Genomic DNA, 25,091 nt, shown 5'->3' with positions numbered 1-25,091 from the left:
CGGGTGTGGATCATCACCTTTGCCTCTTCCCGGGTAAATCTCATCCACCCGACACACGAGCGGCCTTCAAGAGATGGGCAGGCGGCCGTCAAAGGGGACGCCTCATCAAGGGCGGCAGGCAAGCTATTTCCGCCGCGGGGGACGAGCCCCCGCTTTGCATCGCGAAACAAATAGCTTGCCTGCCGCCCTCCTCCACATGCGTTCCGGCCCCGAAGGCGGGGTGAAGGGGCGTCCCCAGTGACAGCTTTCGCAGCCCATGAAGGCCGCGCGGGTTGTCGCGCGGATGAGACAGGCCCGGAGGCAAGAAACCGATGACGATCCATACCCACGACGACGCGTATGAACCCGCCCATAGCGCATCCCAGACCGCCCATGCGCTCGACGAGCTCCAGCTCTACGGCTATCGCCCCTTTGACGAGCCCGATCCGCGCCCGATGCCCGATGGGCAGCGCCTCGCCGTCGCCGTCGCCGACATCTTCGACGCCCTCGTTGCGACCCTGGAAGACACCCGCATGGAACCCGACCTCGAAGAGGTGCTCTGGGGCCAGGTCAACCTCTTTCACCGCGCCACGGCGAGGATTGAGCGGTCGCTCGACGAGAACGAGCAGGCACAGCGCCGCCTTCAGCGGGAGCAGGACGGCTCCGAGGTGAAATCCACCGAGCTTGAGCGCCTGACGGCCGAAGGCCTGACGCTGATCGAACGACGCAACTGCATGGACATGATGCGCGATCACGCCGCGACCGAGTTCGTCCATCACACGGGATCCACCTGGCGCCCCCGCACCGGCTCGATGGTGAACCGCCAGCACATGACCGCAGCGCTGATCGACAGCCGCGATTTCCTGGCCGCCAAGCGCCGCGCGGAAACCGAGGTGATGCTGCCCGCAGGCCCCAAGGTCGCCCTCACTGGCGGGACCGACTTCAACGATCACCGCCTGATCTGGGGCAAGCTCGATCAGGTCCGGACCAAATATCCCGACATGGTTCTTCTGCACGGTGGCAGCCCGAAGGGCGCAGAACTCATTGCCGCCAAATGGGCCGAGGCTCGGGGCGTGACGCAGGTCGCCTTCAAACCTGACTGGACCAAGCACGCCAAGGCTGCCCCCTTCAAGCGCAACGACGCCATGCTGGAGGTGCTGCCGGTGGGTGTTCTCGTCTTCCCGGGCACCGGCATCCAGGAGAACCTCGCCGACAAGGCCAAGAAGCTGGGCATCCCGGTCATGAAGTTCGAGAAGGGGGCATGAGCCCCCTTTTCCCCTCGCGGGGAAATCGAGGTGGAAGAGCAGGCTTCCACCTGATATTTTGGAAGAAAGCCTGCTGGATCACGATATGTCTCACTCTGTCGCTCAACTTGAGGTGTTCCCGACCGACCTGCAGATGCGGCGGATCGATCCAGCCTGCAACATGCGGCGGTTTTACCGCATGAGCATTCAGCCCGATCTCTTTGGGGGCGCCAGCTTGGTGCGCGAATGGGGCCGCATTGGCGCGCGCGGGCAGATGATGATTGAGCAGCATCCAGATGAAGGGCGCGCCGTAACCGCGCTGATGAAACTTGCGGCGATAAAGAAGCGCCGGGGTTATGCATGATGCGCGGCCGCGGTTCGAAAAGCGGGCAGACACAGGAAAACGAGGGGGAGATGGCACTCGACACTGACAAGATCGATGATGCGGCTCTCGCGATCCTTAGCCTGACGCTGCATTACGGCGATCAGGTCTGGAAGGGAATCGATTGGGCCATCACCAACCGGCTTTTCGAGAAAGGCCTGATTTTTGATCCCAAAAACAAGGCGAAATCGCTGAGCCTGACCCCAGAAGGGGTCGCGCATGCGCGGGAAATTCTCGCGCGGGAGTTCAGCAAGGCCGAGTGACGGGCGGCTTTGTCCCTGAGGATTCAACGGGTGGTCGCAACGCTTTAATCTTTTTGGAAAGATGGAGTGTTGAAGATGAAGTATCGGACGAGGACGTTCTACACCGACAAGCAGAAGTCTGAGATGTGGGATCGGTGGCAACGAGGCGAGTCACTGAGTTCTATTGGCCGCAGGTTTGATCGGGCATCTTCATCGATCTTTCCGCATCTGGCTCTGACCGGTGGCATTCGCCCGCCTGCGCGCACCCGGTCTCGGCTGGCCTTGAGCCTTGAGGAGCGCGAAGAGATTTCCCGTGGGTTGGCTCTGGACAGGTCTTTGCGGTCGATTGCAAGTGATCTTCGGCGTTCTCCTTCGACAATCAGCCGGGAAGTTCGCCGGAACGGAGGGCGCAAAGCGTATCGCGCGGCGTTGTCGGATCAACGCGCCTGGGACTGCGCAAGGCGGCCCAAAGCCTGTAAGCTCTCCTTCAACGCACACTTGTGTCGGTTCATTGCCCGAAAGCTGCGGCTGAAGTGGTCGCCTCAGCAGATCGCGGGATGGCTGATGCGCAGGCATCCGAAAGAAGAGCGAGACCGTGTGAGCCACGAGACCATCTATCGCAGCCTTTATGTGCAGACGCGGGGTGTTTTGAAGAAAGAACTTCAGCAATGCCTGCGCAGCCCACGCGCCATCCGCAGGTCCCGGCATGCGACCCAGAAGGGACTGAAACTGCGCAAGATCAAGGATGCAGTGCCGATCAGCGAACGCCCGCCCGAGATCGAGGATCGCGCCGTGCCTGGCCACTGGGAGGGAGACCTGATCGTTGGGGCCAATAACAGCTACATCGCCACGCTTGTTGAGCGGCATTCCCGCTTCGTGATGCTGGCGAAGGTCGCGAACAAAGACACGAAAAGCGTCATCACCGCCCTAATCAAGCAATCCCGCAAGCTGCCCAAAGAGCTTTACCGGTCGCTGACATGGGATCGGGGCTCTGAGATGACGGACCACGTAAAGTTCACCATGGCCACGAAGATCGACGTCTTCTTTTGTGATCCCCAATCGCCCTGGCAACGTGGCAGCAACGAGAACACCAACCGGCTTCTCAGGCAGTACTTCCCACGTGGCCTCGATATGTCGAGCTACAGTCAAGCGCAACTCAGTGCGGTTGCCAGACAGCTCAATGAGCGCCCGAGAAAGACCTTGCAATACGAAACACCAGCAGAGAAGTTCGCCCAGTGTGTTGCGGCGATCCGTTGAATCCGCACCCGCAGACCGAAGTTTTACCAGTAAAAATGCTGCGCTCTGCACGAACGGCCGCAATGCGAAAACTGCATCGCGGCACCAGATTGACGATCGAAAGTCTCTTGTGGGCCGCTGGCGTCTGTCTGGCGCGTTGTTGTAAATAGACACGGTTTCGCGCAAGCTTCTATCACTCGTGAGCCCATCGGGGTCACGTTGACAGGAAGGAGGGCCGGATGACCAAGACTGATCGGGCGATCGGAATTGTCGGCGGTACGGGCATGCTCGGGAAGGCGATCGCGGTTGCACTTCTCGATAGAAACGTTGTGGCCCCTGAACATCTGTGGCTCTCAAACAGAAGCGGAACTGCAGGCGCCTTCGCAGATCATCCAGGCGTGAACGTGACCAGCAGCAATCAGGAACTCGCCGACCGATGCGATGTCATACTGCTGGCCGTCCCGCCGGCATCGGCGCCGGGCATCTGTGTGGATGCGTCGGGCAAGCTTGTTCTGTCCGTCATGGCAGGAATTGCGCTGGCTGAGCTGGTGCGGATCACCGGTGCGAACCGCGCCATTCGTGCCATGAGCAGTCCTGCGGCCCAAGCGTCTCTGGCGTATTCGCCATGGTTCGCCAGCGCCGATGTGACCGACGAAGACCGTGCACTTGTGTCGACGATTTTTGCGGCGTGCGGACTTACTGATGAGGTCGACAGCGAAGCGCAGATCGAATGCTTTACCGCGATAACCGGGCCGGTGCCCGGATTTGTCGCCTTCTACGCCGCGGCAATGGTGGATTACGCCGTGCATCGGGGTATTCCGCCTAAAATTGCGGACCGCGCAATTCGCCAACTGTTCCTGGGTGCGGGGACGATGATGTCGGACGGCGAAATGACGCCCGCTGACCACGTAAAGTGGATGATCGGCTATGCCGGAACGACCGCCGCCGGTCTTGAGGCGATGAACCACTCCTCTATCACGGCAGAGATAGCGGAAGCGCTGGACGCAGCTGTCTCGAAAACACGGGTCATCGGACAGACAGAAAGTTGAACGTCCCGCTTATGCCATCGGAAAACATGTCGGCCCGCATGCCGACTCTCGAGGAAGTAGAATATGTCAACTGGATATGACGGCCGCTGCCTTTGCGGTAATGTCAGTTACGACACTGGAAGTGATCCACTTTGGGTGACCATCTGCTATTGCCGGTTCTGTCAGCGGGCTACGGGGTCTGACAGAATGATCGAGCCCATATTCGAGCGTGCGCCATTCACTTTCATTGGAAAAAACCCATCAATTTATACATTGCCGTCGGAAGGCAGTGGTAAAGATGTAAATGTCCATTTCTGCGCCGATTGTGGAACGAAGGTGGCGCTGACTTTTGAGCGTTGGTCCGACCGGATCGGAATCTATATTGGAACGCTGGATGATCCTGAAGCGATTTCGATAACGCCTGAAAACAGCAAGCATATCTTTGTCTCAGAGGCACGCGCCGGGACAATCTTGCCCCCGGGCTTCAAGACCTTCGATCGCCACGCCAGCGAAAATGATGGCACTGCAATCGAGCCTGCCATTCATACATCACCTTTCGTGTGTCAAGGCTGACACGTACCGCCATTAAGGGCCTGATGGTGGCTTCGTACCCAGGCACCGGTAATCCGACAGACAAAATGCTGCGCCCCGCACAATCGGCTGGTCTGGGGAAGCTGCAGTGCGGCGTAATACTGGCCAACGAATGTCTCTTGTGGGCCGAACACGATGCTGCACCTGCGAAATAGGCTTCCATGCTGCGATGTGCGTGACTGTAATGGTGAAGGTTTCGACATGGGCAAGCCCCGTAAGCGGGGCCGGGCTGCTGAGGCTCCGCCCTGAATTCCGACCTTGCTGTCTTCCTGTGCCAATACGTCTTGGTCTGTCTCATCCTGAGCCATCCCAAAACGTTTGCCACATGGTCGCCTTCACGATCCGCTTTCAGCCCTGACGGGTCTGCATCCCTCTTGCAAGGTGGACGCTGCCGCCGGGCGAAGCCGAGAGGCTCTAGTCTTCGCCACCTGGCATAAGACTCCGAAGGGCTATGCGTCTGGCTTCTGGTCGAACAGAATAACGTGCGCGCCTTCTTCACTGTCAGGGTTGCCTACCAGCACGAACGGCATATCCGACCCGTACTTCTCGTAGAGACAGCGGTATTTCATCTCGCCGCTGAGCGGATCGCGCACTTGGTCATAGCGAAAGCTGTGCTGAACGCCGTCTTCAATCCAGGCCTTGACGCCATCGGGGGTCACCAGTGCAAGCGGCGCGCCGTCCAGCAAGATTGTCTCGCCAACGTTGAAAATCTCTTTCATCTCATGGGTCTCCTATCGGTCTTCTTTGGTAGCGTTACAAACCGTCGTCGCCTTTGCAACGATCTCTGCCCCGCGTGTTCCCTCTCTCGGTGTCATTGGCCCGGATCACAATCGTGTCCTGCTCCGGTCGCTTGCGAACATTTTAGGGCTGGAGGCGGTCTATCCCGCGTCCTCATAGGGCTCGTACCTCAGGTTCGCGCCGTCCGCCTGATCAAAGTCATCGGACCATCTGGTACGGCGCATGCCGCAGCTCCATTGGAATACGACGCCGACCTCGACGTCTTCACCGTTTACCGTCGTCCAAATGACTTCGACGGGGTATCCCGCATACTTCTTCATGCTCTTCTCCTGACCTCCATTTGGTCGGAGCCGCAGTAATCAGGTGGCAGGTATCTGCCTGTCCCTATATATGCTTGGCCAACACAAAACGGAGTTTAGTAACTTGCTTTACAGGCCTCTACATATTGCGCTCTTTCTGGGCGCGGCTTCATCGGCTGTCGCTGCCGAGTGGGAGATCGGCTTGTCGCGAGGTCTGGAGACCTATGCTGCGACTGCAAACGACGGGACCTTGCTCTTAGTTTGCGATCCTGACCGTGTCTACAACCCAAACGAGAGCCATGCGTACTTTTTGTCGCGTCACAGCGATGACAAAGCGCCACAACGCATTGTCTTTCTCGCGGCGACCGGAGAGCAGGCTGCCTTTTCTGTGCAGGACGGGATCGCAACGCAACGGGATGCTGATCCTGCCGAATGGGCACAGCTCATCGATATGATCGAGGCGGGCGGTCAGATCGCTGTCGTGACCGCACGCGATGCCTTTACGCTGGATCAGGACGCGCTGCCCGGGCTTCGATGCCGCTGATCTTTTGAGCGAGTTCTTCGATCTCGGAGTGCAGCAGCGCCTTACCGAAGGCGGATAACAGCTGCGTCACCCCATAGACGTTGAGCGGGTCATCAATGCTTGTCTGCAGCGCCGCCACATGGGCGGCGTCGAGCCTGATCATCGATTTCATGAAGGGGGCACCAGTGCCTTTGGGCTCGGCCAGGCGTGGTCGTGCAGCGGAGGCAACCTCATGCCAGGTCGCGGTGTCGCGCAGGTTTTGCATGCGGGCGCGAACCGCTTTGATCAAGGCACGCCGAACGTAGTCCGGATCAAGGCCAGATCGTTCTGCCAGCGCCTCAATCCGTGCCTGATCCTCAGCTCCGATGCGCACGTAATAGGTTCGAGACTGCCCTTCGGTGCGAGTGCTGCAAGCATCATCCGCCACCGGCTGGGTGGATACCCCCGAGTTGATGCGCGCCGTTTCAGCCGCGGCTGCCTTTTCCCCTTTCCGGGGTTCATTCTTGACCACTGATTTTACCGCTGGGCCTTCTGTCGCGACCGCTTCCGCCGTACTCTGATCGAACGCGGCATATTTCGTGGCGCTCGTGGCGAACTGCCGCGACCGCGCCAGCCTGTCTTCGTTCGAGACAGCGGTCCCGGACCGGTTTGGAATCTTCCTAGCCATTGGCAGCATCCACCATGGCCTCGATGTCGCAAAGGACATCGCGGCACAGTGTCAGGGCTGAGGAAAGATGCCCCGCCTGCAACCGATGACGAAGATCCTGTTCATAAATGTCCCGCACGTATCCCAGCGGCCCGGTCAGCGGCATGCGCTGGATCGCAGTGAGATGGGGCACCGGCGTTGGTAGGAGCGGCAGGGTTGAAATCACCTCGAAGACCTCAAGGTCCTGCCGGTGAACCCTGCGTCTTGCCGCATCACGCTCAAAGTCATCGCCTGCGGTCACGAAATCGATCGCGCGTTTGTCCGCGTTCATCAATACCGCGGAAAACAGCGGGGCGGGGTCATCCGGCCCGAGGGTCTCGATCATGCGCATTACCCATGTCAGGGTTTTCAGGGCCGCCACGAAATCCGATTGTACCGGCACGGCCGGCACCAGGATCATGTCGCAGGCCAGCGCCAGTGTTTCGGTGTCGGGGTGCTCGCCGGGGCGGGTGTCGATCAGAACCAGATCAACACCTTCAGCCTCAAAGCTGTCCAGCGCGTGGTAAAGGCCTTCAACGGTCTCGGGGGCATCGGCCACGGTCAAGCCCGTGGGCCATGGAAGGCGTGGCAGATCACCGAAGTCGGCGCGCGCGCTTTTTGATTCCCATTCGAGGATCTGCTTGTCAGCATCCGCATCCATGACATGCACACGGCGGCCGCGTGCCAGCATGGCGGACGCAAGCATCTGTATGAGAGTTGTCTTTCCCGAACCGCCCTTCGCGGAGATGGCCGTCACAACAAGCATTCAATGTCTCCATAACGTATATTTTGTGCCGTTATGGCGATGCCTCGGGATGGCGTCCAGACCTTGCGCGATACAGACGTTCAACCTTTGGGTCAGACAGATGTGTATCTGCTGAGGCGATGTGCTGTTTTGGCGATCATCTGCGTACGCGTTCGGTCAATTGGTCAGCAGGTCACTCACGCCGACCGTGATTGCAGCGTCCATCCTTTTCGCCATCGCGTCGTTGTGGCAATTTCCCAATGCTGCCATCAGCCTTCGAGGTGTCGGGTCACCTGACCATCGACTATCCGTATCAGCGCCGACGTAATACGCACGGTGCTGCGCAGGCGTTCCAATCCCACAAGGTCTTCTTCTCCTTCCGGGAGAACCCCTTTGAGCATTCAACGCCAATGAAGGGATATCGTGTCGGCTGCGCCGACGTCATTCCCGCGCCTGTTCAGGATCCGGGCCGGGGTCCCGGATCGCGGCGCGGGGGAGGCGGTGTCCCTTCGGTCTGTTCGTTGTCGCGTGGGGTTTACAGCAGGCAAGGCCAAGACCCTGCCTGCTGATCACCGAAGGTGCGACAACGGACCGAAGGGACGTTGACAGGAACGGTATTGTGTATGACAAAACTTGTGCGGCGACTCATTAGAGTTTTCGTGTTTACAAAAACTATCTAATGATAGATCTTGCCGCCTATGTCCAAACGCCTCTCCACCATAGCCCGACAAGAGGTTCTCCGGCTCGCTGCTCAAGGGCTTGGCGATGGGGAGATCGCCGTGCGTGTTGGCTGCTCCCGGCCCACTGTCGCCCGCGTGCGGGCGCGCGGTGTGGTGACGGATCGAACCACAAAGGGCCGCGTGCTGCAGGTTCGGGTGTCCGCCCGTGAGGCTGAAGCATTCGAGGCGCTTGTGGCTGAGACGGGCATGACCACGTCGGGTTTGCTCCGGCACATGATCCGTCTGTCATCCGGCATTGTCGCGTTTCGCCGGGACGAGGTCACGGCGCTCAAGGCGTCGGCCAATCAGCTCAATGCCTTGGCGCGCAATCTTGTGCAGATGCTGAAGCTTGCCCATGCGGGCAAGCTGCGGTGGAACGCGCGCGACGCGGCAATGGTCGGTCGGCTTGCGGACCGGGCCGAAGAGGTTGCTCGGGCCGTGCAGGCTTTGCGCGCGGCCTCGCTGCGCGGGTCCTTCGTCCGGGTGTCCGATCTTCGGGACGTTGGGGAGGGGCAGCGCGATGGCTGAAACACGCACCCTCCAGCAGGCGGTATTGGGCGAGATTCTGCCTCATGTGGGGCGGCGGTCTGCAGCCATGGCAGGCGAAGCGCGCGTATCGTCGGGCCGTCGGCGTGGCACGTCCGGCGGGGCAGTTGCGGTAATGTCCTGGAACGCGCTGCGGGTGCCGCAAAGCGTGGTGAAGCGGGTCGGCACGGGCGGGTGTCATTCGCCAAAAGAGTTACGCCGACAGATGAAATACATTCTGCGCGACGAGGCGCGGGTCGCAGCCTGGTCGAACCAGATCGGCATCGATCGTGCCTTTGGCGAGCGCGGCATGGAAAATGTCATTGCCGATTGGAGTGCTTCCTGGTGCGGGGCGCCGAAACGGGGTCATACCGATCACATCATCCTGTCTTTTCCCAAGGGAACCGAGGCGGAATTGGCGGAAGCCATCTCGCGCGAATGGGCGCAGGAGGTGTTCGGCGGGGATTACCGGGATCGATATCGGTATGTGGCGGCCCTCCATTGCAACACAGACCATGTGCATGCCCATGTTCTTGTCGACAAGGTCGGGATGGAGGACGGCAAGTTCCTCTCGATCAGCCGCCATTCCGAGATCAGCTATGACATGATGCGCGAGCTGCATGCGCAGATCGCGGGCGAGCACGGGCTGGTACTGAACGCCTCTTCCCGTCTGTCGCGAGGCATCATGGAAAACGCCCCGCGGGACACTGATTTGCAGGCGGCCCGCAAGGAGGGACGGGAGCCAGTGGTTGCCCCGCTGGATCCTGAAAGCCGCGCTCTGCGAGAGGCCGAGATACGCAGACACGCCGAGGGGTATCGGCAGCTGGCGCAACTTGCGGGGATGGGCCTGGAGGCCGACACCCCTCCGGATGGATGGATGGGGCGCATCGCGGAGGGCGCAGAGCTTGCCGCCACCAACTTGATGAAAGGAATGCCGGTGAAAGAAGGGTTTGCCGAAGGGGTTGATATCCCCGCTGCCGGAGCGGATGTGATCGGTCGTCTGATCGCCGCCCGCGAGACATTGCAAGCGGAAGCCGACACCGCGTGGAGCGCCATTCAGGACATGGCTCCCGGTGCCGAAAAGGTCGAACTGGAACAGCTCTTTGCGGGGCAGGCCCGCGAAATGGGCACGCTTCTGGGCCGCGACTTTCTTGCGGATCATTCTTCATCGGTATCGCCCGAGCGAGATCCCTACAGTGTGCAGGGGATAGCGGGGCTGGCTGCACGGGCAGCAGAGGAGGGCAATCCGCTCGTCGCCGAGGCCGATGCTGCATTGGGTCATTTCAGAGCGGAGTTGGCGCGCGTTCTGGCACCGATGGAGGCACGACTCGAGGAGGCGGGCAGCAGTATCGAAGAAGTTGCTGCCCGTTTCACCGCACCCCATCGCAGCGAGGCGCAACTCGAAGCCTCACGCCCAGTGGACGCCCAGGAGCGCTCGGACTGGCTTCGGCTCGAACGTGACCTGCAGGCGCGCGCGCATGATGTTTTTGCGGGGCTGCACATGGATCGTGATCTTTTGGCGGATCTGGCGCGTCAGGACATTCTCGACGCGGGGCAGGGCAGTCGCCTTGCCGACATCGCCACGCTGGACAAGCTGATCTCCGACGTGCGGCAAGACCTGCGCGACGGGGATATGGATCAGCTGGCCGCTGGCCGGATCGATCCGCTCATGGACCGCATCGAAGACCCCGGTCTGCGACAAGCCGTGTTCTCGGAGCTAAAGGCCATCGCCGCAGTGGATGCGGGCGATGACATTACCGGGCGCGACAGCGAACCAGCCGCCACCTACCGGACCCGGATCGAGGCTTTCGAGCGCGCCGAGGAGCGGGGGCGCGACCGGGACGATACCAGTGGCGATTACGGCCTCTAGAGGATTCAAAACATGCTGCATGCAATGGAAAGCCGTTGGCGGTATCCAATCGCCATCCTGCTCGGTCTCGGTGTTGGCACCTGGATCGGTGCCGCGATCGCCACGCTCTATCTGATGGCGCGATTTGGCGAAGACCTGGGTGGGTTCGATATTTTCGAACTTTGGCTGCTCAATCTGTCTGATCCACGGGTCAAGGCAAACCCTGCGGTGGAACATACTGCGTGGCTCATCACGGCACTTCCTGCCCTGCTTCTGGCGGCGACAGGAGCGACATCCGTTCATCGCGGGTCGCTCACCGATTATGATGATGCGCATTTCCAGTCGCGTCCCGAGCTCCGCCGCAACCGTATGTCTGCGTCTCTTTCCCAGAACGGCTTTCTGTTCGGCAAGCTCGGGTCACCTGCGTCCCGCGCGCCTTTCGTGTCGGCCACGCCAGATCGCTTCCCACACGCAATGATGATCGCGCCAACGGGCCGGGGCAAAGGGGTAGGCTTCGTTTTGCCGAACCTTTTGCACTTCCAGGGCAGTGCCGTGATCCTCGACGTCAAGGGCGAGAATTTCGAGAAGACATCCATCCACCGCCAAAAGGCGCTGAACAATCAGGTCTGGTACTTTTCGCCCTATGACTACGTTCAGCCCGAGGGCAAGAACGGGCCCGTCCTGACCCGCACGCACCGGTTCAATCCTCTCCAGCGCATTGCCGATCTGCCCAGCCCCGAGCAGCAATACACCGCCGTCAACACCATGGCGGACTTGTTCCTCATCGTCGAAAGCGTGAACGCGCAGAGCTTTTTCCAGGCCGGACGCAGCCTGTTCGTGGCGTCTTGCCTCTATGCCATCGAGACCGGCAAGCCGACGATCGGTGAGGCGCTGCGGATCATGACTGGCGGCGGCAATAAAAAGGAATTCTACAAACGGGCCGCCATGCAGACCGCGAACCCGGTGGTGGCAGAGATTTTCCTGAGCATGGCCGACGAAGTGGACAAGATTCTCGATTCCTATGTCAGTGTGATCCGCGGGGCCGGATTGGAGCTTTGGCTCGATCCGGCGGTGGACCGGGCAACACAGGCAAGCGATTTCGACTTCGGGACGTTCCGACGAAAGCCACAGTCGCTCTATATTGTCGTGCAGCCGGAGCACCTGAAAACACTGGCCCCCCTGATCCGGCTCCTGTTCGCCGATGCCATCGCATGTCTGCAGCGCGCGCATCCCGGACCGGACGAGCCACATCCCGTCATGTTCCTGATGGATGAATTCGACCAACTGGGCAAACAACCCCTGGTCTTGCAGAGCATCAAGACGATCCGCTCCTATGGCGGGCGGCTCTTTATCATCTCGCAGTCGATCCCCGGTCTTGAGGGCATCTATGGCGAAACCGACCGCCGCGCGCTGCAGGCCGGTGCGGGTGTGCAGATCTACATGACCCCGCAGGATGATCGCACCGCAGACGTGCTGTCCGCAGCCCTCGGCAAGCGCACGATCGTGGGCAAGACCAGATCACAGGCAACCGTGCGCAAGCTCTCTGAGAGCGCAAATATCAGCCGTCGCTCGGAAGAAAGGGCGCTTGTATCCCCCGCTGAATTGCTGCGTTTCCCGCTCGACAAGGTCCTTGTCCTGCCCGAGGGGCAATATCCCATCAAGGCGGATCACATCCGCTACTATGCGGACCGGCATTTTGAGGAGATCGACAAAGCACGGCAAGGGCATGCCTTGCCCTATCCTCCTGCTGCAGCGCCAGTCTCGAACAGGCCGAAGAAAATCACCCTCGAGCAACCAGAACCCGCAGCACCCGCGGCGATCTCCATGGGCGACAAGGAATTCGAGACTGCGGTCCAGACCTATACAGGCGCGCTACAGGGATACGCAGAAGCCGCCAGGGCAAAGCCAAAGAAAACACGATCTGGTCGTAGGCAACGGAGCTCAGGCTTGGCCGGAACTAGTACAGCCTGACCACTTCTAAATCATTAAACAAATAAAAACCAAGGCTTAAGAAGCGCTTACGATCCTAGTCTGGGCTTAGGTAGTGGATTAAGGTGATGGGGTGGCCGATGGCCGAATGCTTGGAGAAGGGCTGACGCTTGGCTTCGCCCAAGGCTCCGAGTTATTCTTTTTGGCAGTGTAAACAGCTTTGCGCATTTATTTTCAAAGCGTTGCACATTCTGCCGCGAGAGTTAGTGTGACATCATTTCCGAACATATGACCTATGGGGGAACTTTTGCGGATTGTCGACAACACAACCACGCTGCTGGGAGATGATCTGAAAAGCGAGCTGTCCGGCGCGTCGAAATTTCGGGTCGCCGCCGCGTGCTTCTCTATTTACGCATTCGATGCCCTGAAAACGGAATTGAGTGAACTAAAAGAGTTCGAGTTCATTTTTACCACACCGACGTTTACCCCAAACGGTGCGATCGACCGCATCAAGAAGGAGAAGCGTGAGTTTTTCATTCCCAAAGGGCGAGCGGCAGAAACGCTTTCAGGCAGCGAGTTTGAAATTCAGCTTCGGAACAAGATGACCCAACGGGCGGTCGCGCGGGAATGTGCCAACTGGATCCGCAAAAAGGCGCGCTTCAAGTCGAACGTCACATCAGCACCGATGCAGCAGTTCGGACATGTGCAGCGGTCCGAGACCGGTGCGGCCTATATGCCGCTGTCAGGGTTTACCGCTGTTGACCTCGGGTATCAGCGCGGGGATGCGGTCTCAAGCTACACACAGGTCATGGATGAGCCCCAGTTTGCGCAGACCTACCTGAACCTCTTTGACCAGATCTGGAATGATGAGGAAAAGCTGCGAGATGTCACGGCCGAAGTCCTTGAGCACATCGAGTCCGTGTACCAGGAGAATCCTGCCGAACGGGTCTACTTCATGATTCTGTTCAACCTGTTCAGCGACTTCCTGAGCGAGATCGATGAGGACGTTCTGCCTAAGGATCGAACCGGTTATCTTGAAAGTCTTGTTTGGCAGAAGCTCTTCAATTTCCAGCGAGATGCCGCCGTCGGCGTTATCAACAAGCTGGAAACTTATAACGGGTGCATTCTGGCCGACAGTGTGGGGCTGGGCAAAACCTTCACGGCTCTGGCGGTGGTGAAGTATTACGAACTGCGCAACAAGGACGTTCTGGTCCTGTGCCCGAAAAAGCTAGCAGACAACTGGCGCAACTATAATGCAAACCTGACCACCAACATTTTCGCCAAGGACCGGTTTCGATACGACGTGTTGTGCCATACGGACCTTTCACGAACGTCTGGCGAGTCATTCGGGATGCGGCTCGATCGTGTGAACTGGGGCAATTACGATCTGGTCGTCATCGATGAATCCCACAACTTCCGGAACAACGATGTCTACAAGGATCGCGAAACCCGTTACCAACGTCTGATGAACCAGGTGATCAAGGCCGGGGTCAAGACCAAGGTCCTGATGTTGTCGGCGACGCCGGTTAACAATCGTTTCACAGATCTGAGAAACCAACTGGCGCTTGCCTATGAAGGGCATTCAGATGCCCTGAGCAAGAACCTGAAAACCAAGACCAGCGTGGAAGAGATATTTCGTCGCGCGCAGACTGCGTTTAACGTCTGGTCCAACTTACCCCCGGATCAAAGGACGCCAGCCTCCATCCTAAGGGCACTGGATTTCGATTTCTTTGAGCTGCTCGATGCGGTGACGATCGCGCGATCCCGCAAGCATATCGAAACCTTCTACGACACGGCGGACATCGGCAAGTTTCCAACGCGACTGAAGCCGTTGTCACATCATCTGCCGATCACGCACCGTGACGACGTCATCGGCTTCAATGAGATATTCGCCCAGCTGAGCGACCTGAAAATGGCCGTCTATGCACCGGTCAACTATATCCAGCCCAGTCGTTTGAAAAAATACGAAGACCTCTATGACACCAAGACGGAGGGCGGCAAAGGCACGCTGAAACAGGCTGACCGCGAGAAGAGCCTGCAAGCCTTGATGACGACCAACCTGCTCAAGCGGTTGGAAAGCTCTGTCCATGCATTCCGCAAGACCCTTGGCGCGCTGTCCGGCAATATCGGCCGGACGCTGGATGCCATTGCCCAGTTCGAGGCTTCCGGCGGTGCAGCGACGGTCGAGGATTTGGACATCGACCTGGAAGCTGTTGCGGACGAGGATGACGACTTCGCCGATTTCTCTGTAGGTAAGAAGATCAAGATTGATCTGGCAGATATGGACGTCACGGCCTGGAAGCAGGAGTTGTCGGTCGACAAGATCATCATCGATGGCCTGATTGCCGAGATGGAGAAGGTCACGCCCGAAGACGACGCGAAGCTTCAGCATCTAATTGCCGAGATCGCCGGAAAGATGGCCAACCCTCTGAACCCCGGCAACCGCAAGGTGGTCGTTTTCACCGCCTATGCCGATACCGCGAACTACCTGTTCGATCAGCTCGCGCCGCATTTCGCCGAGGCGCAGAATATTCACAGCGGCATTGTAACCGGATCGGGCAATCCGCGAACCACGCTCAAGAAATACTATGACTTCCAATCCGTCCTGACGCTCTTTGCCCCCCGCGCCAAAGAGAAGGACAAGATCATGCCCGATGATCCGGCTGAGCTGGACATCCTGATCGGCACCGACTGCATATCCGAGGGGCAGAACCTTCAGGATTGCGACTACCTGATCAACTATGACATCCACTGGAATCCTGTTCGCATCGTCCAGCGGTTCGGCCGGATCGACCGCATCGGCTCGCCCAACACCCAGATCCAGCTGTCCAACTACTGGCCCGACATCAGCCTGGATGAATACATCAACCTCAAGGAACGCGTCGAGAACCGGATGCACATCGTCGACATGGCGGGCACCGGCGAGGATAACGTGCTCACCTCCAAAAGCTCGGACGTCGCCTACCGCAAGGACCAACTTCAGCGCCTTCAGAACGAGGTCATCGAGCTGGAAGACGTCAAGACCGGCATTTCCATCACCGACCTGGGCCTGAACGACTTCCGGATGGACCTGCTCAACTACCTCAAGACCCATGATGACCTGCCGCGCATGCCGCATGGGTTGCACACGGTCATCCCGTCGGACCCCAAGCGCGGCCTGCATCCCGGCGTGATCTTCACGCTGCGCAACATTCATGACAGCGTGAACGTGGGCCAGCAGAACCGACTGCATCCTTATTACCTGATCTATATCGGCCAGAATGGTCAGATCATCGCGGATCAGACACAGGTCAAACGCCTGCTCGATCTGATCCGGTCGGGCTGCAAGGGGGTCACGCAGCCCATTCGCGACCTTTGCACCGCCTTCAACGCGGAAACGCAGGACGGGCGCAGGATGGGCACCTACTCAAACCTGCTCAACGACGCGATCCGCTCGATGATCGAGGTCAAGGAAGAGCGCGACATCGACAGCCTGTTCTCGGGCGGGCATACCACGGCGCTGACCCAGACCATCGCGGGGCTGGAGGATTTCGAACTTATCGCCTTCATCGTGGTGCGCGACCCATGACGCTGTATCAATACCCGCCCCAGACCGCGCTCAAACGCGTGATCCCCAAGACCCGCATCTATGACGGGGCCGCCGCCAGCACGGCGCTGCGCGACCGTTTCGTGCGCGAGGTGGATCAGATCACATGGGCGCACAAGCTCGCCCCGGAAACACTGAACCTGCCTGCGACAGCCGCCGTGCCGGAAATTCAGGTGTTCCGCGTCACGCTCAAGGGCGACGCGCTGCATGACGACATTTTGCGTGCTATTGACCGCGCCATTCCCTTCCCGCTGCTGTTCGAGCTGGTGGCGGGGGACCGCATCCAACCCGCCGCCGCCTACAAACGCCCGTCCGAGGCGGAGCGCGGCAAATGGGTGCTGTCCGATCCCTTGCGGGGGGAGTGGACCGCGCATGACGCCCCCCGCGCGCCCTTGCCGGTGGCGGTCAACATGGGTGTGCTCTATGAGCGGATGCTGTCCGCGCTGATGCCGGTGACGCCGGTGCCGGGCGAGGATGTGGAGAGCCGCCTTGCGCGACTGGCGGCAATCAGGGCAAAAGAACGTGAGATTGCGCAGCTTCAATCGAGATTGAGGCGCGAAAGCCAGTTCAACATCAAGGTGACGCTGCACGGCCAATTGGCCGAGGCACAGGCGGCCTTTGACCATATGAAAGACCCGGGAAAAACGGGCGGGGGAAAACCATGAGTGACGAGATTGAAAAGCTGAAGATGCACAGCCCCGACCTGACCGCGCAGAACGTGGAGCGGATCGCGGCGCTGTTTCCGGGCTGTGTGACGGAAAGCACGGGGCCGGACGGGACGCTGCGCCGCGCCGTGGATTTTGACCTGCTGCGGCAGGAACTGTCCGACAGCATCGTGGACGGTCCGCAAGAGCGGTATCATCTGGACTGGCCGGGCAAGCGGCAGGCGCTGATCACCGCCAATGCGCCGATAGCGAAAACCCTGCGGCCCGTGCGGGCGGAGTCGGTGGATTTCGACACCACCCGCAACCTGTTCATCGAGGGCGACAACCTTGAGGCGCTGAAACTGCTGCAAGAGACCTATCTGGGCAAGGTCAAGATGATCTACATCGATCCCCCCTATAATACGGGGAATGATTTTATTTATGATGATGATTTTTCTGTTAGCGCAAATGATTATTTTGAGGGCACTAGCCAGTCAGATACTGATGGCAACCGTCTGGTGGCGAACACAGAATCAAATGGGAGATTTCATTCGGTGGTGTCTCGAATCTGGTGGAAATTCTCCGGCGGCGTTCTCCGAGCATGGGGATTTGGGCCTGATCAAGCCGCGAGGTCAAGGCTGATTGGAGCGATGGGCTGAGCCAAGGTTTCCCAACCGTCCACTTTCCGCATCTGGATCTGGCCCGATGCCATCAGCGCCCAAAGGAGCATCGGCACGGTTTCGGCGCAGGGCAGCACGGTCTGGGTCTTGATGCGGCGGCGGAACTCCTCGTTCAGGCGCTCAATGGCGTTTGTCGTCCGGGCCGATTTCCACTGCGATGGGTCCAGCCGCGTGAAGGTGAATAGCCGGTCACCGGCCTCTTCCAGGCTGTCCGCCACCGCGCGGCACTTCAGCCGCCATTTGCGCAGGAACGCCTTACGACGTTTGTCGATTTCGCCCGCATCGTCAGCATAGATCATGTCGCGGTAATCCTCGGTCAACTCGTCCTGCATGCGTTTCGGGGCGTGGCCGAGAAGATTGCGGTGCTTGTGAACGGTGCAGCGCTGGATCGGCAGGTCCTCGCCCCAGAGCGCGACGAGGGCGGCCTCAAGCCCTGGCGCGCCGTCGACAATGACAAATTCCGGTCGCTTCAGGCCACGCGCATCGAGATCGCCGAGAAACTCGGCCCAGGCAGCCTTGCTTTCACCGCCCATATTCATGATCGAAAGCAGCACCTTCTGCCCGTCCCGGCGTATGCCAATGGCCGCCAGCACCGAGATGTTCGTGGCGCGTCTGCCGATGCGTGTCTTGATCACCGTGCCGTCGAGGATCAGCCGGACGATGTCCTCATTGGCCAGATCGCGCGCGACCCAGGCGTCCCAGTCGACCTTCACCTTGCGCCAGGCCCGGCTGACCACGTCCTTGCTTACCGCGCCCTGAAACAGTCCATACAGTGCCCGCTTCACCCGTCGTGTGTTGGTGCCGGCCAGATAGACCGAAGCGATGAGGGCTTCAGCCTTCTTGGTCAGCCGCTGGTAGCGCGGCAGCGCCTTCGAGCGCCATTCCGTGGTCTTGCCAGCCTCATCGACGGCGCGGGCGCGCGGCACACTTATCGTCTCGGTCCCAAATGTGCCGATCAGCTGACGCTCCCGGTGGCCGTGCCGGTAGCCCGTGAGTTTGCCGGGGCGGCGATCATAACGGCAGCGCCCCAGAAACGCCTCCAGCTCCTCTTCGAAAACCGCCTCGATCGTAGCGCGGATATTCTCCCGCAAGCGATCCTCGATCGGATCATGGCCCGCTTCATTGGACAGTAGCGAAAGCGCGGCAGTGTCGGTATCGTTCTTCATGGCGTGATCTCCCTGGCGGTTGCTGCCGCCGGTTGGGTGGGTTCAAGTCACCCGGAGATTACGCCACCTTCGAATTTCCACCACCTTCGCGACACGACCTTTCATTCAGACTGGCTTTCAATGATTGCCCCAAGGCTTCGACTTGCCAAAAACCTTCTTGCGGATGATGGAGTTATTTTTATCTCAATTGATGACCACGAGGTTCAAAACCTTAGGAACTTAGGGAATGAAATTTTTGGCGAGCAGAACTTTGTTACATCTGTTATTTGGCAAAGAGTATTTTCCCCCAAGAATTCTGCTCAATGGTTCTCTGAGGATCATGATTATGTCCTAATATTCGCGAAAAATAAGAACACATGGCGCCCCAATCTTCTGCCGCAAACCGAGGAGATGATTTCGAGGTATAAGAATCCGGACAACGATGAGAGAGGGCCTTGGACTTCAAGCGACCTTGCCGCAAGAAATAGGTATGATGCAGGTCTCTATGCAATAACATGTCCGTCGGGCAGAGTCATTGAGGGACCACCGAAAGGGCGATACTGGGGGGTAAGCGAAGAAAATTTCCAGCGGTTAAATCAAGAGAACAGAATTTGGTGGGGCGCTGACGGAAATAACATGCCTCGGCTCAAGCGTTTTCTTTCCGAAGTTAAGCAGGGGATAACACCTCAAACGCTTTGGTTCTACAAAGATGTTGGTCATACGCAAGATGCCAAGAAAACGCTTCTGAAGTATGTTCCATTTGAAAATACTGAGAATGTTCTCAATTCTGTTAAGCCTGTGGCTTTGATCCAGAGAATGATCCAGTTAGCCACTGATGCGCAATCACAGGACATTGTGTTGGACTTTTTCAGTGGAAGCGCGCCAACCGCCCATGCTGTGCTAGAGCAGAATAAGGCTGATGGTGGAAATCGTCGATTTATCGGTGTTCAGGTGGCGGAACCTTTGCGCATTCCCGAGTCGAAGATGAAAACTATTTTCGACATGGGTAAGCTTCGAGTGGAATCTGTCATTTCCGAGATGAAGAAAGAGGGCATAGAGAGCCTCGGCTTTCGCGTGCTGAAAATCGACAGCTCGAACATGGCCGATGTCTATTACACCCCCGACGCCACAACACAGGCCGACCTGCTGACCCGCGTGGACAATATCAAGCCGGATCGCACCCCCGAAGACCTGCTGTTTCAGGTGCTGCTGGATTGGGGCGTTGACCTGACCCTGCCCATCACCCGCGAGAGCGTCGCGGGCAAGACCGTCTTCACCGTCGCCGGCACCGCCCTGATCGCCTGTTTCGACAATGGGGTGGATGAAACCCTTGTCAAAACCCTCGCCACCCGCCACCCCCTGCGCGTGGTGTTCAAGGACACAGGCTTCAAGGACGACGCGACCAAGATCAACGTCCGCCAAATCTTCAAATCCCTGTCGCCCGACACCGAGGTCAAGGCGATCTGATGACCCCCGCCGCGCTGCGCCTCAAACTGACCGACCTGATCACCACCTGGGAAAACGAGGTGGTCGAGTTCAAGGAGGCGTCCAATTCCTATTCCACAGGGGATATCGGGAAATACTTCTCGGCCCTGTCGAATGAGGCAAACCTGAAGGACGTCGACGCGGGCTGGCTTGTGTTCGGGGTGAACAACAAAAGCAGGACTGTCGTGGGGACGGATTACCGGCCCGCCCCCGCGCATCTGCAAAGCCTGAAACAACAAATTGCCGAAGGTGCAGACCCGACAACCACATTCCGGCAAATCCATGAGGTGGATGTGGACGGCAAGCGGGTTGTCATGCTGGAGATTCCGCCCGCGCCAAGGGGTATTCCCATTGCGTGGCAGGGTCAGACCTATGCGCGGGCGGGGGAAAGCCTGAGCGCGCTTGGCTTTGCGAAGCAAGATGAGATCCGCAACCAGACCCTGCATGACGATTGGAGCGCGCAGTTGGTGGACGGCGCCACGCTGGATGATCTGGACCCCGTGGCAGTGGAGCGCGCGCGCAGTGACTTTGCCCTGAAGCATCAAAACCGGATCAATGCGGATGAGGTGCGCGGGTGGCCAGTGGCGACCCTGCTGGACCGCGCGAAGGTGACCCAACGCGGACAGGTGACCCGCACGGCGCTGTTGCTTTTGGGGCGCGCGGAAAGCGCCTATCTGCTGTCGCCGCAGCCCGCACAGATGACATGGAAGCTGGTCGGACCGGAAACGGCCTACGAACACTTCGGCCCGCCATTCCTGCTGGCAACCTCGCAGCTGTATCAACGTATCCGCAACATTCAGCTGCGCCTGCTCCCCGATGACGAGCTACTGCCGCATGAGGTGTCGAAATACGACCAGAAGGTGGTGCTTGAGGCGCTGCACAACTGCATCGCCCATCAGGATTACCGCCAGAACCAGCGGGTCATCGTGACCGAGCGGCCGGATCGCTTGGTGTTGGAAAACGCCGGCCGGTTCTTTGAGGGCGCCCCCGAGGATTACGTGCGCGGCGACAAGACGCCGAGGGGCTATCGCAACCCCTATCTGGTGCAGGCCATGGTCGAGCTGAACATGATCGACCAGATGGGCTATGGCATTCAGCGGATGTATGAAACGCAGCGTCGGCGCTACCTTCCGATGCCGGATTACGAGGTGTCGGGCGATGCAGTGGTGATGACGGTCTATGGTGGGGTGGTCGATCCGGCCTATACACGCGTTCTGATGGAAAACGGCGGCTTGAAGCTGACCGACGTGCTGGCGCTGGACCGGGTGCAGAAAAGGTTGGAGGTGCCGGATGCGGCGATCCAGGCTCTGAAGCGCAAGGGGCTGGTTGAGGGGCGCAGGCCGAACCTTCGTGTGTCGGCCGCCGTAGCAGCCGCGTCTTCCCGGCAGGCCGAGTATATCAAGACCAGCGCTTTCGATGATCAGCATTATGCCGATCTGGTGCTCAAGTTTTTAAGTAAGTTCGGCAGTGCCTCAAGAAAGGAAATCGACGAACTGCTGTGGGACAAGCTCAGTGATGCGCTGAACGATGCGCAGAAAAAGAGCAAAATAGGCAATATTCTCACTAAGTTACGTGTGGATGGGGTGATTTTCAACGCAGGGTCAAGGACCGCGCCGGAATGGAAGGCATGCGAATGAAACGCGAACACCCTAAGAAAGCATCTAAGAAAGAACAGCCCGATTTAAGAAAGCGACAGTCATGAAAATCAAGTTCAAGTCGCAACCCTATCAGACCGATGCCGTCGATGCGGTGGTCGATTGCTTTGAGGGCCAGCCCCGGCAGGATGTTCTGAAATACACCATCGACCCCGGCGCAGACCGGCAGGCCAAGATGGAGGTGGAGGGTTTTGGCAACGCCCCTGTCAAGCTGCCCGAGGACGTCTTGTTGGAGAACATCCGCAAGGTGCAGCGCGGCGCGATGCTGCCCCCGTCGGACAGTCTGACGCATCACACCGATGACAAGGGCAAGACCAAGCCCGCCAGCTACAAGCCCGGCGCGCAGATCAACCTCGACGTCGAGATGGAGACAGGCACGGGCAAGACCTATGTCTACATCAAAACCATGTTCGAGATGCACAAACGCTATGGCTGGTCCAAGTTCATCATCATGGTGCCCAGCGTGGCGATCCGCGAAGGGGTGGCCAAGTCGATCCAGATGACGGCTGAGCATTTCCAGCAAGAATACGGCAAGAAGGTCCGGGCGTTCGTCTATAATTCAAAGCGGCTGCACGAGCTGGAGAGCTTTTCGTCGGACGCGGGCATCAACGTGATGGTGATCAACGTTCAGGCCTTTAACGCGTCAGGGGCGGATAACCGGCGGATCTATGACGAGCTGGACGATTTCCAGTCGCGCAAGCCCATCGACGTGATCGCCAAGAACCGCCCCATCCTGATCCTGGACGAGCCGCAGAAAATGGAAGGGCCGGCGACGCAAAAAAGCTTACCGCTGTTCAACCCGCTGTTCATCCTGCGCTATTCGGCGACGCACAGAACCGTCCACAACAAGGTGCATCGTCTGGATGCGGTGGATGCCTTCAACAGGAAGCTGGTCAAGAAAATCAAGGTGCGCGGTGTGGAAACCAAAGGCCTGAGCGGGACGAACCCCTATCTGTTCCTGCACCGGATCGAGACCTCAAGCGCCGCGCCGGTCGCCTGGGTGGATATCGAGGTCAAGATGCAGAGCGGGATCAAACGTGTCGCCCGCAAACTGGAACAGGGGCGCAACCTGTTCGATCTGTCCAAGGGGCTGGAGGTCTACAAGGATTTCGTTGTCAGCAATATCGACGCCCGCGATGACACGGTGCATTTCACCAATGGTGATGAACTGCACGCGGGTGAGGCGTCGGGCGATGTGACGGAACGCGACATCCGGCGCATTCAGATCCGCGAAACGATCTCGGCCCATCTGGAACGCGAACAGGCGCTGTTCGCGCGTGGGATCAAGGTGCTGTCGCTGTTTTTCATCGACGAGGTGGTGAAGTATCGTGACTACGACCAGGCTGACGAGCAGGGCGAATATGCCAGGGTGTTCGAGGAAGAATACGCGCAGGCGGTTGACGAGCTACTTGCTGAGTTGCCGCTGGAGAATGTGGAGTATCGCGACTATCTGACCGGGATCGAGGTGGGCAAGACCCATCGCGGTTATTTCTCGATCGACAAGAAGGGGCGGATGACAGACCCCAAGGCTGCCGCCCGTGGCGAGTTGGCGGGCCAATCGACAGAACCCAGTGATTACGATCTGATCCTGAAGGACAAGGAGCGGCTGTTGTCCTTTGAGGAACCCACGCGTTTCATCTTTTCCCACTCAGCCCTGCGAGAAGGTTGGGACAACCCCAATGTCTTCGTGATGTGCATGCTCAAGCACAATGAAAGCCAGAACACCATCTCACGGCGTCAGGAAGTCGGGCGCGGTCTGCGGATCGCGGTCAATCGCAATGGCGAGAGGATGGATCATCCGGTGACCGTGCATGACATCAACGTGCTGACCGTAGTCGCATCGGAGAGCTACAAGGGGTTTGTGACAGCCCTGCAGAAAGAGATCGTCGAGAACCTGTCGGCTCGGCCCAAGCAGGCGGATGCCGAGTATTTTGATGGCAAGACGTTGAAAACCGGCGATCTGGAGTTGGTCTTGGACAAATCGCTTGCCAAAAAGTTGGAGCGCTTCCTGATCAAGAGCGACTATGTCGATGAAGATGGCCACATCACCGCCGCCTATCACGAGGCCCGTAGGTCGGAGGAACTGGCAGAGCTTCCCGAGGAGCTGGAAGCCCATCGCGATGCCGTCTTCGCGCTGATTGACACCGTTTTCAATGGCAGGGCCATCGACGACATGTTCAGCGACGGGCGCACCCCAAAGAGAAACCGGCTGAATGAAAATTTCCAGCGCAAGGAGTTTCAAGAGCTTTGGCGCCGGATAAACCGAAAGGCCGTCTATCAGGTCGAGTTCGACAGCGTCGCACTGGTCCAAAGCTGTATTAACCGGTTGGAAAGCGAACTGCAGGTTGCGCCGCTGCAATATCTGGTGACGGAGGGTGCCTTGTCCGATGACGTGACCGATGAAAACCTTCGGGATGGCAGTGCCTTCGTGCAGGGGAAAATTCGGTCTGAGAGCGGCAAGAGTGCACATTCACGCGTGTCATACGATGTCATCGGATCAATTGCTCAGAATACTGATTTGACACGCAAGACCGTGGGCGAAATCCTGGCCGGGATCCAACCGGCAAAATTTGGTGAGTTTGCCAAGAACCCTGAACAATTCATCGCTGATGCCTCGCACTTGATCCAAGAGCAAAAAGCAACCGCGATCATCGAAAAGCTGACCTACGATGCGGTCGAAGAGCGCTATGATTCCGAGCTGTTCACGGCGGGCGAAACGGGCAACGACTTCAAGAAGGCGACTGAGAAGCTGAAGAACCACGTCTATGATTATGCGATCGTGGATTCAAAGGTAGAGCGCGACTTTGTCAGGGATCTCGATACAAGCGCAGAGGTTGTCGTTTACTCCAAACTACCACGCGGCTTCCTGATCCCGACACCCGTTGGTGACTACAACCCGGATTGGGCGATCGCGTTCAAAGAAGGCGGTATCAAGCATCTCTACTTTGTCGCAGAGACCAAGTCTGACCTCCCCTCGATGAAGATGCGTGAACTGGAACAGACCAAGATCAAATGTGCCCGAAAGTTCTTTGACGAAATCGGTCGACGGATCAATGACAACAGCGTCAAATATGATGTGGTCACCAGCTACTCTGAACTTATGACGCTGGTGAAAGATGTGGGGTGAAGAAACCGCGGTATCTCCCTCGAGTTTCCTGTTGACGCCAAACAGACCATTTTCC

The 25,091-nt window shown here is 58.7% G+C and carries 20 protein-coding genes and 1 pseudogene; 16 read left to right on the top strand and 5 right to left on the bottom strand.

All coding sequences use genetic code 11. The annotated features are described in order from the left end of the window. Positions 1–311: 311 nt before the first annotated feature. The 6 genes from T8A63_RS21230 to T8A63_RS21205 all read left to right on the top strand — a co-directional run bounded on the left by T8A63_RS21230 (position 312) and on the right by T8A63_RS21205 (position 4,684). Positions 312–1,244 (top strand): DUF2493 domain-containing protein, encoded by a 933-nt coding sequence (locus T8A63_RS21230; protein ID WP_322346623.1) that lies wholly within the window; start codon positions 312–314, stop codon positions 1,242–1,244. 85 nt (positions 1,245–1,329) lie between these two features. Next, a complete protein-coding gene (locus T8A63_RS21225) occupies positions 1,330–1,587 on the top strand; it encodes a WGR domain-containing protein (RefSeq protein ID WP_067296573.1) in 258 nt (85 codons plus the stop codon). A gap of 50 nt (positions 1,588–1,637) precedes the next feature. Next, a complete protein-coding gene (locus T8A63_RS21220) occupies positions 1,638–1,868 on the top strand; it encodes a DUF6429 family protein (RefSeq protein WP_067296651.1) in 231 nt (76 codons plus the stop codon). A 75-nt stretch (positions 1,869–1,943) separates the two neighbouring features. After that, the gene (locus T8A63_RS21215) at positions 1,944–3,104 is read left to right on the top strand and encodes an IS30 family transposase (protein ID WP_209273873.1); all 1,161 of its coding nucleotides are present in this window, start codon (positions 1,944–1,946) and stop codon (positions 3,102–3,104) included. Positions 3,105–3,322: 218 nt separating this feature from the next. Continuing rightward, on the top strand, positions 3,323–4,132 hold the full coding sequence (locus T8A63_RS21210; protein WP_209273875.1) for a pyrroline-5-carboxylate reductase family protein: 810 nt from the start codon (positions 3,323–3,325) through the stop codon (positions 4,130–4,132). A 63-nt stretch (positions 4,133–4,195) separates the two neighbouring features. Continuing rightward, on the top strand, positions 4,196–4,684 hold the full coding sequence (locus T8A63_RS21205; protein ID WP_209273877.1) for a GFA family protein: 489 nt from the start codon (positions 4,196–4,198) through the stop codon (positions 4,682–4,684). A gap of 467 nt (positions 4,685–5,151) precedes the next feature. Here T8A63_RS21205 and T8A63_RS21200 read toward each other — a convergent pair whose 3' ends face one another. Both T8A63_RS21200 and T8A63_RS21195 read right to left on the bottom strand, forming a co-directional pair. Next, complete coding sequence (locus T8A63_RS21200) at positions 5,152–5,421, bottom strand: hypothetical protein (protein ID WP_040179869.1); 270 nt, start codon at positions 5,419–5,421, stop codon at positions 5,152–5,154. Between the two features lie 159 nt (positions 5,422–5,580). Beyond that, positions 5,581–5,760: a hypothetical protein gene (locus T8A63_RS21195; protein WP_068247264.1), complete on the bottom strand. Its 180-nt coding sequence runs from the start codon at positions 5,758–5,760 to the stop codon at positions 5,581–5,583. Between the two features lie 43 nt (positions 5,761–5,803). Between T8A63_RS21195 and T8A63_RS21190 the strand changes: the two genes are divergently transcribed. Continuing rightward, on the top strand, positions 5,804–6,283 hold the full coding sequence (locus tag T8A63_RS21190; RefSeq protein WP_209273878.1) for a hypothetical protein: 480 nt from the start codon (positions 5,804–5,806) through the stop codon (positions 6,281–6,283). On the opposite strand, the gene T8A63_RS21185 is transcribed toward T8A63_RS21190, so the two are convergent. After that, on the bottom strand, positions 6,240–6,929 hold the full coding sequence (locus T8A63_RS21185; protein ID WP_209273879.1) for a hypothetical protein: 690 nt from the start codon (positions 6,927–6,929) through the stop codon (positions 6,240–6,242). The two genes, T8A63_RS21190 and T8A63_RS21185, sit on opposite strands and share 44 nt — an antisense overlap. Next, a complete protein-coding gene (locus tag T8A63_RS21180) occupies positions 6,922–7,713 on the bottom strand; it encodes an AAA family ATPase (protein WP_209273880.1) in 792 nt (263 codons plus the stop codon). The genes T8A63_RS21185 and T8A63_RS21180 overlap by 8 nt, the downstream gene beginning before the upstream one ends. A gap of 677 nt (positions 7,714–8,390) precedes the next feature. On the opposite strand from T8A63_RS21180, the gene T8A63_RS21175 reads away from it, so the two are divergent. The 6 genes and pseudogenes from T8A63_RS21175 to T8A63_RS21150 all read left to right on the top strand — a co-directional run. Beyond that, positions 8,391–8,939 (top strand): helix-turn-helix domain-containing protein, encoded by a 549-nt coding sequence (locus T8A63_RS21175; protein WP_114273193.1) that lies wholly within the window; start codon positions 8,391–8,393, stop codon positions 8,937–8,939. Continuing rightward, positions 8,932–10,806: a relaxase/mobilization nuclease domain-containing protein gene (locus T8A63_RS21170; protein ID WP_322346614.1), complete on the top strand. Its 1,875-nt coding sequence runs from the start codon at positions 8,932–8,934 to the stop codon at positions 10,804–10,806. The genes T8A63_RS21175 and T8A63_RS21170 overlap by 8 nt, the downstream gene beginning before the upstream one ends. A gap of 12 nt (positions 10,807–10,818) precedes the next feature. Then, complete coding sequence (locus tag T8A63_RS21165; RefSeq protein ID WP_209273882.1) at positions 10,819–12,756, top strand: type IV secretory system conjugative DNA transfer family protein; 1,938 nt, start codon at positions 10,819–10,821, stop codon at positions 12,754–12,756. A 265-nt stretch (positions 12,757–13,021) separates the two neighbouring features. Continuing rightward, complete coding sequence (locus tag T8A63_RS21160) at positions 13,022–16,282, top strand: helicase-related protein (RefSeq protein WP_209273883.1); 3,261 nt, start codon at positions 13,022–13,024, stop codon at positions 16,280–16,282. Continuing rightward, complete coding sequence (locus T8A63_RS21155) at positions 16,279–16,965, top strand: DUF4391 domain-containing protein (RefSeq protein ID WP_209273885.1); 687 nt, start codon at positions 16,279–16,281, stop codon at positions 16,963–16,965. Before T8A63_RS21160 ends, T8A63_RS21155 begins: the two co-directional genes overlap by 4 nt. Before the next feature lie 8 nt (positions 16,966–16,973). Next, a pseudogene (locus tag T8A63_RS21150) lies at positions 16,974–17,498 on the top strand (site-specific DNA-methyltransferase); the annotation flags it as partial. Between the two features lie 65 nt (positions 17,499–17,563). Here the strand turns inward: T8A63_RS21150 and T8A63_RS21145 are convergent. Beyond that, the gene (locus tag T8A63_RS21145; RefSeq protein ID WP_322345894.1) at positions 17,564–18,790 is read right to left on the bottom strand and encodes an IS256 family transposase; all 1,227 of its coding nucleotides are present in this window, start codon (positions 18,788–18,790) and stop codon (positions 17,564–17,566) included. A gap of 3 nt (positions 18,791–18,793) precedes the next feature. Here T8A63_RS21145 and T8A63_RS21140 point away from each other — a divergent pair, with 3 nt between their 5' ends. From T8A63_RS21140 to T8A63_RS21130, 3 genes are all read left to right on the top strand, one after another. Then, complete coding sequence (locus T8A63_RS21140; RefSeq protein WP_322346707.1) at positions 18,794–20,236, top strand: site-specific DNA-methyltransferase; 1,443 nt, start codon at positions 18,794–18,796, stop codon at positions 20,234–20,236. Beyond that, complete coding sequence (locus tag T8A63_RS21135) at positions 20,236–21,891, top strand: RNA-binding domain-containing protein (protein WP_209273889.1); 1,656 nt, start codon at positions 20,236–20,238, stop codon at positions 21,889–21,891. Before T8A63_RS21140 ends, T8A63_RS21135 begins: the two co-directional genes overlap by 1 nt. A gap of 61 nt (positions 21,892–21,952) precedes the next feature. Then, on the top strand, positions 21,953–25,036 hold the full coding sequence (locus T8A63_RS21130) for a type III restriction-modification system endonuclease (protein WP_209273891.1): 3,084 nt from the start codon (positions 21,953–21,955) through the stop codon (positions 25,034–25,036). Positions 25,037–25,091: the final 55 nt, after the last annotated feature.

The organism is Sulfitobacter sp. OXR-159 (genome assembly GCF_034377145.1).
Lineage (GTDB): Bacteria > Pseudomonadota > Alphaproteobacteria > Rhodobacterales > Rhodobacteraceae > Sulfitobacter.
Note: the sequence above shows the minus strand (reverse complement) of the source record. Positions and strands in the feature narration are given on the sequence as shown.

Coding starts and splice junctions, on each gene's coding strand:
- T8A63_RS21185 (WP_209273879.1), bottom strand. CDS start 6,929: ATGGCTAGGAAGATTCCAAACCGGTCCGGGACCGCTGTCTCGAACGAA.
- T8A63_RS21170 (WP_322346614.1), top strand. CDS start 8,932: ATGGCTGAAACACGCACCCTCCAGCAGGCGGTATTGGGCGAGATTCTG.
- T8A63_RS21230 (WP_322346623.1), top strand. CDS start 312: ATGACGATCCATACCCACGACGACGCGTATGAACCCGCCCATAGCGCA.
- T8A63_RS21180 (WP_209273880.1), bottom strand. CDS start 7,713: ATGCTTGTTGTGACGGCCATCTCCGCGAAGGGCGGTTCGGGAAAGACA.
- T8A63_RS21195 (WP_068247264.1), bottom strand. CDS start 5,760: ATGAAGAAGTATGCGGGATACCCCGTCGAAGTCATTTGGACGACGGTA.
- T8A63_RS21175 (WP_114273193.1), top strand. CDS start 8,391: ATGTCCAAACGCCTCTCCACCATAGCCCGACAAGAGGTTCTCCGGCTC.
- T8A63_RS21200 (WP_040179869.1), bottom strand. CDS start 5,421: ATGAAAGAGATTTTCAACGTTGGCGAGACAATCTTGCTGGACGGCGCG.
- T8A63_RS21215 (WP_209273873.1), top strand. CDS start 1,944: ATGAAGTATCGGACGAGGACGTTCTACACCGACAAGCAGAAGTCTGAG.
- T8A63_RS21165 (WP_209273882.1), top strand. CDS start 10,819: ATGCTGCATGCAATGGAAAGCCGTTGGCGGTATCCAATCGCCATCCTG.
- T8A63_RS21155 (WP_209273885.1), top strand. CDS start 16,279: ATGACGCTGTATCAATACCCGCCCCAGACCGCGCTCAAACGCGTGATC.
- T8A63_RS21225 (WP_067296573.1), top strand. CDS start 1,330: ATGTCTCACTCTGTCGCTCAACTTGAGGTGTTCCCGACCGACCTGCAG.
- T8A63_RS21135 (WP_209273889.1), top strand. CDS start 20,236: ATGACCCCCGCCGCGCTGCGCCTCAAACTGACCGACCTGATCACCACC.
- T8A63_RS21130 (WP_209273891.1), top strand. CDS start 21,953: ATGAAAATCAAGTTCAAGTCGCAACCCTATCAGACCGATGCCGTCGAT.
- T8A63_RS21205 (WP_209273877.1), top strand. CDS start 4,196: ATGTCAACTGGATATGACGGCCGCTGCCTTTGCGGTAATGTCAGTTAC.
- T8A63_RS21220 (WP_067296651.1), top strand. CDS start 1,638: ATGGCACTCGACACTGACAAGATCGATGATGCGGCTCTCGCGATCCTT.
- T8A63_RS21145 (WP_322345894.1), bottom strand. CDS start 18,790: ATGAAGAACGATACCGACACTGCCGCGCTTTCGCTACTGTCCAATGAA.
- T8A63_RS21210 (WP_209273875.1), top strand. CDS start 3,323: ATGACCAAGACTGATCGGGCGATCGGAATTGTCGGCGGTACGGGCATG.